The sequence below is a fragment of the Desulfolutivibrio sp. genome (genome assembly GCF_036584575.1).
Taxonomy (GTDB): Bacteria; Desulfobacterota; Desulfovibrionia; order Desulfovibrionales; family Desulfovibrionaceae; genus Desulfolutivibrio.
Genome location: NZ_JAZHDB010000026.1, coordinates 1 through 12,556 on the forward strand (window position 1 = coordinate 1; position 12,556 = coordinate 12,556).

Annotated in this window: 11 protein-coding genes; 3 read left to right on the forward strand and 8 right to left on the reverse strand. The window is 63.4% G+C overall.

The window, feature by feature from the left end:
- The 4 genes from V3572_RS02015 to V3572_RS02030 all read right to left on the reverse strand — a co-directional run.
- Nucleotides 1-537: DUF3800 domain-containing protein (locus V3572_RS02015; RefSeq protein ID WP_332109299.1), on the reverse strand; the 537-nt coding region annotated here is incomplete at its 3' end.
- A 427-nt stretch (nucleotides 538-964) separates the two neighbouring features.
- On the reverse strand, nucleotides 965-3,565 hold the full coding sequence (gene clpB / locus V3572_RS02020; RefSeq protein ID WP_332109300.1) for an ATP-dependent chaperone ClpB: 2,601 nt from the start codon (nucleotides 3,563-3,565) through the stop codon (nucleotides 965-967).
- Nucleotides 3,566-3,626: 61 nt separating this feature from the next.
- Nucleotides 3,627-3,941, reverse strand: a complete 315-nt coding sequence (locus tag V3572_RS02025) for a chaperone modulator CbpM (protein WP_332109301.1) — start codon at nucleotides 3,939-3,941, stop codon at nucleotides 3,627-3,629.
- Nucleotides 3,942-3,956: 15 nt separating this feature from the next.
- Entirely contained in the window at nucleotides 3,957-4,970 is a 1,014-nt protein-coding gene (locus V3572_RS02030) for a J domain-containing protein (RefSeq protein ID WP_332109302.1), read from the reverse strand.
- Between the two features lie 243 nt (nucleotides 4,971-5,213).
- Here V3572_RS02030 and malQ point away from each other — a divergent pair, with 243 nt between their 5' ends.
- Together malQ and V3572_RS02040 are read left to right on the forward strand one after the other, a co-directional pair.
- Complete coding sequence (gene malQ, locus V3572_RS02035) at nucleotides 5,214-6,716, forward strand: 4-alpha-glucanotransferase (RefSeq protein WP_332109303.1); 1,503 nt, start codon at nucleotides 5,214-5,216, stop codon at nucleotides 6,714-6,716.
- A gap of 106 nt (nucleotides 6,717-6,822) precedes the next feature.
- On the forward strand, nucleotides 6,823-7,497 hold the full coding sequence (locus tag V3572_RS02040; RefSeq protein WP_332109304.1) for a class I SAM-dependent methyltransferase: 675 nt from the start codon (nucleotides 6,823-6,825) through the stop codon (nucleotides 7,495-7,497).
- On the opposite strand, the gene V3572_RS02045 is transcribed toward V3572_RS02040, so the two are convergent.
- Together V3572_RS02045 and V3572_RS02050 are read right to left on the reverse strand one after the other, a co-directional pair.
- A complete protein-coding gene (locus V3572_RS02045; RefSeq protein ID WP_332109305.1) occupies nucleotides 7,466-7,975 on the reverse strand; it encodes a YybH family protein in 510 nt (169 codons plus the stop codon). The genes V3572_RS02040 and V3572_RS02045 overlap by 32 nt on opposite strands.
- Complete coding sequence (locus V3572_RS02050) at nucleotides 7,972-8,649, reverse strand: HAD family hydrolase (RefSeq protein WP_332109306.1); 678 nt, start codon at nucleotides 8,647-8,649, stop codon at nucleotides 7,972-7,974. The genes V3572_RS02045 and V3572_RS02050 overlap by 4 nt, the downstream gene beginning before the upstream one ends.
- Nucleotides 8,650-8,805: 156 nt before the next feature.
- Here V3572_RS02050 and V3572_RS02055 point away from each other — a divergent pair, with 156 nt between their 5' ends.
- A complete protein-coding gene (locus tag V3572_RS02055; protein WP_332109307.1) occupies nucleotides 8,806-9,993 on the forward strand; it encodes an NAD(P)/FAD-dependent oxidoreductase in 1,188 nt (395 codons plus the stop codon).
- Between the two features lie 86 nt (nucleotides 9,994-10,079).
- Here the strand turns inward: V3572_RS02055 and V3572_RS02060 are convergent, their stop codons facing one another.
- Together V3572_RS02060 and V3572_RS02065 are read right to left on the reverse strand one after the other, a co-directional pair.
- A complete protein-coding gene (locus tag V3572_RS02060) occupies nucleotides 10,080-10,952 on the reverse strand; it encodes a LysM peptidoglycan-binding domain-containing protein (RefSeq protein ID WP_332109308.1) in 873 nt (290 codons plus the stop codon).
- Nucleotides 10,953-11,034: 82 nt separating this feature from the next.
- Complete coding sequence (locus V3572_RS02065; protein WP_332109309.1) at nucleotides 11,035-12,066, reverse strand: OmpA family protein; 1,032 nt, start codon at nucleotides 12,064-12,066, stop codon at nucleotides 11,035-11,037.
- Nucleotides 12,067-12,556: the final 490 nt, after the last annotated feature.

A 12,556-nucleotide genomic window follows, 5' to 3' on the forward strand; every position in this document is an offset into this window, starting at 1 on the left:
CTGGACACGATAATTATTGTGGCTCTCCTGAGGTTTGAATTCTACGCGAGTTTCTGATTCAAGCTCTTCAAAAAGCTGAAGTTTTAGATATAAGTCCAAGGAATCGGCAAGCCTCATTTTTGTGTTTCTTTTGTCTGGAAGAATTACAACGGAAGGGTATTTTGCAATCTCGGTAAGTATGCATTGCTTTACCATGTAATTATAAATCATATTTTCATCTTCTCTGATATGTAAATTTACATTCTCCTTGGTCACAGTAACCGCATGAATTTGAATTTTTCCTGAAGAGATAAATTTTGCTGCCTGTTTTGCGATATTTGTCCGGTCATAACCTTCAAGGTTTGCAGCTTTAAGCTCTGATTTAAAGGGGCGACTTTTCGATGAATAAAGCTCTCTCACGAATCTATTTATATATTTTTCATTACTTTCACTGACGAATACATGAGCTATGGTTAGAAAGCGACTTGAACCCCCTTTCCGGTAAGGTTTGTCGAACGTCCACCCCAAGTCGCCACTTTCATCAAAATAAATTAACATGTTAGATCTTTCGGCAAGTTAAAAAAAGAAGCCAGGAAGAGAACATCTTCCTGGCTTAGAAAAGTGCGGAACCTGGGGCCGACTGTGCTCAAAGCACGTTTATGAAACCTACGAGGGTGTCACGGTTAACCCAGGGATTGTTTACCCGCGCAATGAAAAAATACTCACTGCTGTCAATCCGTCAAGATTTTTCTTTCGGAAAATGCCCCTCAACTGTCTCGGCGGGGGGCGTGGGAGTGCACGGACGAAGAGGCTACGGCCTGCGGCCTCTCTGGGGCTCCTGACCTCTTGCCCCCTCCTCATCCCCCCAAATCTTCGGCCGCACTCCCCGACACTTTGCGCCAGAGAAATGCGGCCGATATCAGGGGGTTCCGGGGGAAATGATTTCCCCCGGGCGGGGTCCGGGGCGGCAGCCCCGGTTCATTCTCTACACGAACGCCAGCCCTCCATCCCGTTCATCCACAGTCACATCCTGCCCATCCGCCACATCCCCGGCGATGAGCGCCCGGGCCAGCGGCGTCTCCACATGGGCCTGGAGGTAGCGTCGAAGGGGCCTGGCCCCGTAGACCGGATCGTAGGCCGCCTCCACGATATGGGCCTTGGCCGCGTCGGTCAGCGTCAGGCTGATCTTGCGTTCGGCCAGCCGGGCCCGCAGCCCGGACATGAGCAGCTCGATGATCTTGGCGATCTGGTCCCGCAGAAGCGGCTTAAAGAGCACGATCTCGTCCACCCGGTTCAGGAACTCCGGCCGGAAATGCCCGCGAAGTATCTCCATGACCCGCTCGGGCACGCCGGGTTCGAAGTCGCCGTCCGGGCGGATGCCGTCGAGCAGGATGTTCGAGCCCAGGTTCGAGGTCATGATGATGATGGTGTTTTTGAAATCCACGGTGCGGCCATGCGAATCCGTCAGGCGGCCGTCGTCGAGGATCTGCAACAGCACGTTGAACACGTCGCCGTGGGCCTTTTCGATCTCGTCGAAAAGCACCACACTATAGGGCTTGCGGCGCACGGCCTCGGTGAGCTGGCCGCCCTCGTCGTAGCCGATATATCCCGGGGGCGCGCCGATAAGCCGGGCTACGGTGTGCCGCTCCATGTATTCGGACATGTCCAGGCGCACCATGTTCTCCTCGGTGTCGAAGAGCGCGGCGGCCAGGGTCTTGCACAGCTCGGTCTTGCCCACGCCCGTGGGGCCAAGGAAAATGAACGAGCCGATGGGCCGCCCCGGGTCTTTGAGCCCGGCCCGGGCGCGCAGCACCGCGTCGGACACGGCCGTCACCGCCTGATCCTGGCCGATGACCCGTTCGTGCAGCTTCTCGGCCAGTTGCAGGAGCTTTTCGCGTTCGGTCTCAAGCAGGCGCGTGACCGGGATGCCTGTCCAGCGGGCGATGACCGAGGCCACGTCGTCCGGGCCGACCTCCTCGCGGATCATGCGCGCCGCGCCGGACTTGGCCCCCATGCGCTCCTCGCGTTCGGCCAGATCGCGCTCCAGGGTGGCCAGGGTGGAATATTTCAGCTCGGCGGCGCGGTTTAAGTCATAGTTGCGTTCGGCCTCTTCGACCAGAAGCCGGGTGCGCTCGATCTCGCTCTTGATGCGCCGGATGTCCTCCACGGCGGATTTTTCCTTGTCCCACTGGGCCAGCGACGCGGCCTGTCCCTCCTTGAGGTCGGCCAGCTCCTTTTCCAGCTTGGCCAGACGCTCCTTGGAGGCCTTGTCCGTTTCCTTGCGCAGCGCCTCGCGCTCGATCTCCAGGCGCATGATCTCCCGCTTGGCCTGATCCAGTTCGGCGGGCAGGGAGTCGATCTCGGTGCGGATCATGGCCGCGGCCTCGTCGATTAAGTCGATGGCCTTGTCCGGAAGCTGCCGGTCGGGCAGGTAGCGGCTGGAGAGCACGGCGGCCTCGACAAGGGACGAATCGCTGATGCGCACGCCGTGATGCACCTCGAAGCGTTCCTTGAGGCCGCGCAGGATGGAGATGGTGTCCTCCACGCTCGGCTCCTCCACCAAAACGGGCTGGAAGCGCCGCTCCAGGGCCGGGTCTTTTTCGAGGTGCTTGCGGTATTCGTCAAGCGTGGTGGCCCCGATGCAGTGCAATTCGCCCCGGGCCAGCATGGGTTTTAAGAGGTTCCCGGCGTCCATGGAGCCTTCGGTCTTGCCTGCGCCAACGATGGTGTGCAGCTCGTCGATGAAAAGCAGGATGCGCCCTTCCGACTGCTGCACTTCTTTCAGAACCGCCTTCAGGCGTTCTTCGAATTCGCCCCGGTACTTGGCCCCGGCGATCAGCGCGCCCATGTCCAGGGAGTAGATGGTCTTTTCCTTCAGGCCCTCGGGCACGTCCTTTTTGACGATGCGCCCGGCCAGACCCTCCACGATGGCGGTCTTGCCCACGCCGGCCTCGCCGATGAGCACGGGGTTGTTCTTGGTGCGTCGGGACAGGATGCGGATGACCCGGCGTATCTCCTCGTCGCGGCCGATGACCGGATCGAGCTTGCCCTTTTTGGCCTCCTCCACCAGGTCGCGGCCGTATTTCTGCAAGGCCTCGTAGGTGCCCTCGGGATCGGCCGAGGTCACCCGCTGGCCGCCGCGCACCGCCGTCAGGGCGGTGAGGATCTTGTTTTTGTCCACGCCGAATTTCGCGTTCAGGCGGCCGATGGGAGTGCTCGGCGGTTCGTCGAGAAGGGCCAGGAAGACGTGCTCCACGCTGACGTATTCGTCTTTGAGGCTCTTGGCCAGATCCTGGGCCCGGACCAGGACTTCGTTTAGGCGCGGGGTGACGTAGATGGAGCCGGGCTGCGAACCCGGGCCGCTGACCCGGGGTTGGCGGGACAGCTCCTCTTCAAGCTTTGCGGTGTAGGAACCGGCGTCGTATCCGGCCTTTTCCAGAAGCCGCGGCACAAGGCCCTGCTCCTGCTGCAAAAGGGCCAGGAGCAGATGCTCGGCGTCCACCTGCTGATGCCCCAGGCGCACGGCCACGGCCTGGGCCTCGGAAAGGGCCTGCTGGGATTTTTGGGTGAAGGCGTTCATATCCATGTTCGATTGCTCCTTTCAGAAAGATTCAGTCCGGCATGGCCGGGACGGCTCTCCCTTCCGGTCACAACAGACGGTCCAGCTCGCGCACCTTGTTTTCCAGGTATTCGATGCGCTCAAGCAGATCGACGATGATGCTCGCGCCGAGAAGCGGCAGCTCGAAATCGCGTACGATGCGGTCCAGCTTGCGCAGGCGGTAGACGTCGCCGGGCCGAAAGAGAAACGTCTCGTCCCGGATGACCACCGGCGTGATCCAGCCCAGGTCGATGAGTTCGCCCAGGGTGGAGGGGTGCAGGCCGGTCAGATCGATGACCTCGGTCCAGGTGATGTGCCCCGAGCGCGCAGGCGCCTCGGCGTGAATGACGTGGGTGATGTCCATGGCGTCTCCGGGGGCCTAAAAGGTTCTGGGCGAAAAGGTCGAGGCCTTGGCCAGTTTCTCCCACAGGGCGCGCTCCTTCTCCGTGATCGAGGGAGGCGCCTGGATCATGATCCGCACCAGTTGGTCGGCCCGGGTCTTGCCGCACAGCCCCTTGCCGGGGATGCGCAGCTTTTTGCCGCTGCTCATGCCCGGGGGGATATTCAAATCCACATGCCCGTCCAGGGTGGGCACCCGCACCGTGGCCCCAAGCGCCGCCTCCCACGGGGCCAGGGGCAGATCCAGGACCACGTTGTGCTCTTCGAGCTTGAAAAGGGCATGGGGCAGGATGCGCACCTTGAGGTACAGATCCCCGGCCCGGCCGCCTCCCGTGCCGGGGTTTCCCTGGCCCGACAGGCGGATCTTGGCCCCTTCGCGCACCCCGCACGGGATGTTCACGCTTAAGGTCTTGGTCTGCATGGCCGGGGAGCCGTCGGGGCGGATGGTCTGCTCCTGAAGGCTGATGGCCTTGGAGCCGCCCTGGTAGGCCTCCTCCAGGGTCAGGTCCAGGGTGGCGGTGACGTCCTGGCCCCGGGCCGGGCCGCGCGCGGCCCCGCGCGAGAAGCCGCCGAAGCCGCCCCCGCCTCCGGAAAAGCCCGAGGCGTCGTGAAACCGCGCCCCGCCCCCGGCGGCCCCGCCGAAAAGGGTCTCGAAGAAGTCGCTAAACGAACCGGCGTCGAACTGCTGGCCTCCGGGACCGCCTGCGCCACTGAAATGAAAGCGGGCGTCCCCGTATCCCGGCGGCGGCTGGAAGTTCTGGCCGTCCTTCCAGTTGTGGCCCAGGGAATCGTAGAGTTTGCGTTTTTCGGGGTCTTTCAAGACCTCGTAGGCCTCGTTGAGTTCCTTGAAATTTTTTTCCGCGTCGGGGTTGTTGGGGTTGAGGTCGGGGTGGTGCTTGCGGGCAAGCTTTTTGAAAGCCTTGGAGAGTTCCTCCTGGCTGGCGGCCTTGGTCACGCCCAGAAGCTTGTAATAATCTTTGTATTCCACGCTCATGGCGGCTGCGTCTCCCCTTTTTTCCGGCCGTGCGTCCCGGCAAGTTTACATAATAAGTCTGGCCGAAATTCCGTCAAGCATATCGGGCGATTTCCCGTCCTCGCGGCCGGGATCGGCCCATGCTGGCGGGATACTACACCTGGCCGGGGTTCTTCACCAGATGTTCCCGGGCGGCCTGGCGCTGGCATTGCCCCCGGCCCATTCCCCGGGTAGACTGGCGGCAGACCATATTCCGGAGGCCACATGAAACGCAGAGGAAGCGGCATCCTGCTCCATATCACGTCCCTGCCGTCGCGGTTCGGCGTAGGGGACTTCGGCCCGGCCAGCCGCCGGTTCATCGATTTTTGCGCCCGCTCGGCCCAGTCCTACTGGCAGATTTTGCCGCTGACCCCCACCTCGACGTTTATCGGCAATTCGCCCTACAGCGGCGATTCGGCCTTTGCCTTAAATCCCGTGCTGGTAAGCCCGGAGAAGATGGTGGAGGACGGCTACCTGGAGCCTGGCGAGATCGAGGGGTTCGTCCAGGACGATCCGATGACGGCCGACTACGACCGGGCCGAGGCCTTCAAGATGGGGCTTTTGCGCTTGGCCTTCGAACGATGTCGGGGGGGGCTCGGTGACGACCCGTGGTTTGCGGATTTTGTGGCCGAAAACGCCTTCTGGCTGGAGGAATACGCGCTTTTTCGGGCCATCAAGGGCACCCGCGGCGGCCAGGAGTGGACGGGCTGGCCCCGGGAGCTGCGGACCAGGGAGCCCGGGGCCCTGGCCGACGTACGCCGGGAGCGGGCCGAGGACATGCGCTTCGTGGCCTTCGTGCAGTATCTTTTGGCCAGACAGTGGCGGGACGTGCGCCGCCATGCGGCGGACAACAACATCCTGATCATCGGCGACGCCCCCATCTACGTCACCCAGGACAGTGCCGACGTGTGGTCCAACCAGGGGCTTTTCCGGCTCGATGCCGAGGGCCAGCCCCTGTTCGTGGCCGGGGTGCCGCCGGACTATTTCAGCGCCACCGGCCAGCGGTGGGGAAATCCCGTCTATGACTGGCCCGCCCACGAGGCCACCCGGTTCGCCTGGTGGACCAGGCGTCTGGGCCACGCCTTTCGGCTTTACGACTTCATCCGCCTGGACCATTTCCGGGGGTTCGAGGCCTATTGGGAGATTCCGGCCGAGGAAGCGACGGCGGTCGCCGGCCAGTGGGTCAAGGCCCCGGGCATGGCCCTGTTTCGGGAGCTTTTGCACCGGTTCCCGGCCCTGCCGATCATCGCCGAGGATCTGGGGGTCATCACCGCCGAGGTGCGCGAACTCAAGGGCCGCTTCGAATTCCCGGGCATGAAGATCCTGCAGTTCGCCTTTGGCCCGGACATCGCGGAAAACCGCGACGCGCCGCACAACCATGAGGCGTCAAGCGTGGTCTATACCGGCACCCACGACAACACCACCACCCGGGCCTGGTTCGAATCCGAGGCCGGGGAGGTGGGCCGCCGCATCCTTTTCGACTACCTGGGCCGGGAGTTCGGCGCCCTGGAGGCCCCCTGGATCCTGATCCGGCAGGCCATGATGAGCGTGGCCAACACGGCCATCCTGCCCATGCAGGACATCCTGTCCCTGGGCGAGGAGGCGCGCATGAACAAGCCGTCGGTGGCCAAGGGCAACTGGTCCTGGCGGGTGGACGAGCGACGCCTGACCGACGATCTGGCCGCGCATCTGGCCTATGTCACGGGATTATACGGAAGAAATCACTGACGCTCATGTCGCTTTTCGCAAATAAGTACGCAGTACAGTGGAGTCATGGCGTCCATAAGACCCTATGGAATCATGGTTTTCAGTCGAATGAAACATATGTGTATTTATGGAACACCACACGAGCGACCCCTATGCCCGCATGGCCCCGATCTACGATCTGGTCACCGCGCCCTTCCTCGACCCCATGCGCCGGGCCGTGTGCCGTCTGGCGCAGGCCGCCGGGGCGCGGCGGGCCGTGGACCTGTGCTGCGGTACGGGCCGCCAAGCCTGGATGCTGGCCGCCAGAGGAGTTGAAACGCTGGGCGTGGACCTGTCGCCATCCATGCTGGCCCGGGCTGATCGACCGCCGGGAGGGCGGATGGTCCCTGGCGGCGCGGGGCCGCGCTTTGCGCGAATGGATGCGACCAGCCTGGAACTTCCCGAGGCGTCCTTTGATTTTGCGGTGGTGGCCCTGTCCCTGCACGAGATGCCCTGGGACGAGGCGGTGCGCCTGTTTTCCGAGATGCGGCGGGTGGTGCGGCCGGGCGGGCTAGTGACGGTGGCGGACTACGTTCCCCCCGGGACGGCCTTGGCCCGGGCGGCCCGGCTGGGGGTGCTCGCGGCCGAATGGTCGGCCGGGGCCAGGCATCTCGGGAATTATCGGCAATTCATGGCCCGGGGCGGACTGCCGGGATTTTTGGACGCGGAGTGCCGGGAATGCGGGGTGCGTCTTGTCCACCGCTTTTTGTTCGGCAACGCGGCCTTGGCGATCATGGACCGGGCGGCGTCTGTTCCGGCATGACCGCGCCGACGGGATCCGGATGTTCGCGCACGATGCGCCAGAAGAACTGCTCCCGCCGTAGCGCCAGTTCCTGATCCATAAGGATGCTCACGGGCCGCCCCTGGTCCGTGTAGGACAGACGCAACAGCGCCTTCACCGTGGCCGTCTCGCCCTTGACCACCACCTGCAGGGGCTTTTGCAGCTCAAGCACAAGCCCGGCTCGGGCCTGCTCCTTGAGGATGTAGGGCAGGTTGGCGGCCAGATCCTTTTTGCGAAGCACCTTGTGGTCGTGGACCAGCCGGGCGACCATGCGGGCGTCGGAGGCGTAGAGGCGCAGGATGGCTTTTTCATCCCCGGCGTTCCAGACCGTGACGTAGGTCTCAAGCAGGGTGGCGATGCTTTTTTCGTCGGCCGACCCGTAGCGCGGCGCAGGAGGCGGCGACGGGACGCAGGCCAGAAGCACAAGGGCCGCCGCCAGTCCGAAAAGAACCGGTCTCATGTCCCCTCCCCGAAAAGGGTCTCCATCAGTTCCCGGGCGTCGGCGGCGGTATGGTCGGCCCCGGCCCGGCCAAGCTCCTCCCGGGACACCCGTCCGCTGGCCACCCCGGCCGTGCGTGTCCCGGCCAGGCGGCCGGTCTCCACATCCAGGGGATGGTCCCCCACCATGAGCGCCTCCCCGGGCGGCACGCGCAGGATGTCCAGGGCCGCCAGCAGGTGCCCGGGATCGGGCTTGACCCGGGGCACGGCCTCCCGGGCCAGGACCGCCCGGCAATAGCTGGCTGCGTCGGGAAAGACCATGGCCACGGCGGCGGCGCAGTTGCGGGTGATGATGGCCGTGCCTACCCCGCGCCTGGAGAGTTGCGCCAGCATGTCCCGGGTGAAGGGGAAAAGCCCCCCGTGCGCGGCGGCCTCGACCTCCAGGGCCTGGACATCGGCCTGGGCGGCGAGAAAAAACGCCGATCCGTCTCCCGGGGAAATGGCCTCCACCTCACGACGTAGGGCGTCGATCCATTCCAGGGCGGGCAATCCGTCGGGGTCCGGCCGCGTCGGCAGCCATCCGGCGGCGATATCCGCCACCCGGCGTTTCATGGCCTCGAAGTCGATCACCAGGTGGGCCAGGGTGCCGTCGAAATCGAACACCACGGCGTTGATTTTCCTCTGTCTTTGCGGCACGCAGTCATCCATGTGACGTTTGTGTGGCCCGCCCGCCGTCGTGCGGCCGGAGCGGGCGGGGGGGAGTCCCCTGCCGACCGGGATTGGTGTAGACGCATGTCCCGGCAAACTCAACCCGGGCAGACCCGGCGCCTCAGCACGGGATGTTTCACCGCCATGACAGACGACAAGCGCTACGATGCCGTGATCGCCGGGGCCGGGCCCGCCGGGTCCGCCGCCGCCTGCGTGCTGGCCAGGGCCGGGGCCCGGGTGATGGTCCTGGACAGGGCCGCCTTTCCCCGGGATAAACTGTGCGCCGGGCTTCTGACCTGGAAGACGACGGACCTCGTGGAACGGCTCTACGGCATGGGCCCCCAGGCCCTTTTGGCGCGCGGCGTCATCGAGCACCGGGCGGATCGCTACCGCATCCGCCACAAGGGCATGACCCTGGTCTGCACGGATTTGTTCCATCCGTTTTATTTCGTCTCCCGGCGAGTTGTGGACGCATGGTTCCTGGACCGGGCCAGGGAGGCCGGGGCGGCGTTTCGTAGCGGCGAGGCCGTTGCTGCGGCGGATATCACTCGGGGGGAGGTGGTCACCGAAAGCGGGAATCGCTACCAGGGCCGGTTTCTCATCGGCGCGGACGGGGCGGCCAGCGTGGTGCGCCGGGCTTTTCCCCTGCCGCGCACGACGTTTGCGGCGAACATGGGCATGGGCCTGGAATGCCGGGTGCGCCGCGACGATCCGGAACTCCCGGCCGCCCATCCCGATCTTCGCCAGGACTATCCCACGGTCTATTCCGGCTTCGTGCGCACGGGCTATGGCTGGGTCTTTCCCCATGGCGACCATGCCGTGGTGGGGCTTGGGGGACTTGCGTCCCGCGACGGGGTCTCCATGCGCCGGGAATTCGAGGCGTTCCTGGAGTTCCTGCGCCTGCCGCGCCGTTTTCTTTGCGACTGTAAGGCCCATCTGCTACCCTACGGGAATTTTTTGACCCGTCCGGCGCAGCAGCAGGCGCTTCTGGCCGGGGATGCGGCCGGGCTGGTGGAGACTCTTTTTGGCGAAGGCCTTTATTACGCCCTGCGCAGCGGGGAACTGGCCGCATTGGCCGTCCTGTCCGGGTTGTCCGGCGGGGACGTCTGCGAAAGCTATCTTTCCGGGCTACGCCAGGACATCTACCCGGAACTGTCAGGTTCCCTGCGTCTGCGGCAGGCCATTTTTTTCAGCCTGCGTTTCGGGCCGTTGCCCCTGTGGTGTCTGTTGCGCCTGGGGGGCAAGCGGCTGGTGGAGATGGCCCACGGGGTGCGCTCCTACCGGTGGTTGCGGCGACGGGCGGCAGGTCCGGGGGGGGCGGGTGATCGCTGAGGGCCGCAAAGGGGCCAAGACAAAACGCCCATCTTCGCCCCCTCCGGGAGGGCCAAGATGGGCGTTTGCTGCACAAAAGGGCCGCTCTAGCGCCAGGCCTTGTCCTTGCCGGAATAGCTGAAAATCTCCCGCACACTTTCCTGCTTCTCCTCGAAGGGGCCTTTGAGGGCGGCCTCCTTTGTCGGGGCCTCGCAACGGTAGGAGATGATCTGGTAGGTGATGTGTCCCACGTAGGGCGTGTGGTCGTAGAAGACCCGCTTGACCTCCGAGCCCATGGTTTCCTTGAGCATCACCCGGTAGCTGCACTCCCACTTGCCGCCGACCTGGCGGATTTTTTTGGTGGTGGGGGTGCCGACAGCCAGTTCGTCTGACATGTCCAGCCATTTCTTGGCATAGGCCTGGAATTCTTCGCGGATGGCCTTGGGTACGTCGGTGTCGTTTTCGATGATGCCGGTCTTGCCCGCATGGCGGGAGGCGGCGCTGGCGGCGACCGGCGGGGTCTGGGGCGCAGGGGTCTGGACCGTCCCGGGCTCCGCTCCGGCCTTCTTGTCGGTTTTGGCCTCGGCCTTGGCCTTCGCGTCAGCTTTGGCGTCGGTTTTCCCGTCCGGGGTGTAGGGCTTGACCTCGCCGGCCTTGGGGGCCGGTGTGGCGGCGGACGTCGCGCCGGCGCCGCTCCCCAGGGTCTTTCCGGGGACGGAGATGGCCAGTTTTTGGCCGGCCTTGAGCTTTCTGGCGTCGGTGATCTTGTTCTCCTTCATCAGATCGGCCGGGGCCACGGAAAATTTTTTGGCGATGGCCGCGACGGTGTCGCCGCTTTTCACTACGTATTCCTGTTTGGGCTGTTCGATGACGATGGCCGGGAAGGGAGCGCCCACGGGCAACACCCTGACGGCGGACATGGACGGGCCGGACGCCAGGAGAAAGAAAACGCTCGCGGCAAGGGCAGTTTTGCTTTTCATGCGGGGTAACCTTGGGTGGAAAAGACAAAGCCAGGCGACTCCATAGGAGTCGCCTGGCTGTTTGGACGCTTAGTCCGGCGTGCTAGTTCTTGAACTTGATCACGCAACGGCGGTTCAGGGCGCGGCCCTGGGCGGTCTTGTTGGTGGCGACGGGGTCGGACTCGCCGAAGCTGATGGCTTCGATGCGGCTGGCGTCAATGCCCTTCTTCACGAAGAAGGCCTTGACGGAGTCGGCGCGACGCTGACCCAGACCCATGTTGTACTGCTCGGAGCCGACGCTGTCGGTGTGGCCTTCGAGGATCACCAGGGTCTTCGGCTTGCCCTGGACGATGCCCACGCCCTCTTCCAGAACCGGCACGAATTCCTTCTTGATGTTGTACTTGTCGAAGTCGAAGTAGATGCTGCGGAAGATCACGATCTCGTCTTCGATCCATTCGTACAGGGAGCACTCCAGGAACTTGGTGCGGGCGGCTTCGTTGCGAAGCAGCTCTTCACCGAGCTCGATGCAGTTGCAGCCGCCCAGGGCGGCGATGGCCTTCAGAACTTCCTGGCCATGCTTGTTGTCGGACAGATCGACGATGAAGAAGCACAGCTTGTCGCCGTACTTGCCCTTCAGGGACTGGGCCACGGCAACGGGATCCACGCCGCGGTTGGAGTCGCCGTCAGAGAAGATGAACACGCCGGTCTTGCCGGACAGGGTGGAGATGGGCAGCTTGTCCAGGTCTTCCAGGCCCCAGCCCATGGGGGTCAGGCGGCCGTAGATCTCGTAATCGGTCTTGATCTTCTCGATGGCCGGGGCCAGGGTGGCCTTGGCGTACGGCGCCATCGGGGCGTATTCCTTGTACGGGGCGAAGGTGTACAGACCGGCCTTGTAGCCCAGTTCGGGAATCATGTTGTTGAGTTCACGGGCCAGGGATTTGGCCATCATGATCTTGGAGACGCCGCCAAACTGCACGTAGCGCTGTCCCTTGTAGGAAAACGCCATGGAGCTCGAATGGTCGACAAAGAAAATGAAATTGTCAACCTTCGGAACCTGCTTTCTCGCCGCGGCCGGGCCGACCATCCCCAACACCAGGGCGATCAGCATCACAACAACAACATTGAATTTCTTCATGATGCTCCTCCTTCCTCGCTTTCTTTACATCTAAAATACACGCCTTAGCCTAACCATCCTCACGACGTGGACCTGCCCGCGCACTGATTGGGCCGAATCCTGAATATCCAGGCGCTCGATAAATAAACGCCCCGGCGCGGAGGTGACACGCCAAATCCTGATTAACTCTTTTCATGTGGCGAGGCAAGCCATTTAATGCTGGCCCTGGCACATTTTTCCGCCAAATCCGTTGGCCCGCCCCGATGGCGTCCTGTGGACCGGCCCACCGCACGCCTTAAGCATTACTTGAACATTAAAAAAAATTCAAGTTTGAAATTCCCGGTTTTCATGTTTCGGGATATTTATTTCGCCCCTGCGGGCCAGCCGGAGGGTGGCGGCTTCTTGGCTATGGTTGCCCGGGAGTTTTTCGGATAACGTCCCACCCGGCGGCGCACGGCCGCAAAGGCCCGTCCTGGGGCCAGCCCCCTTATCCCCATGCCCCACGAGGAGG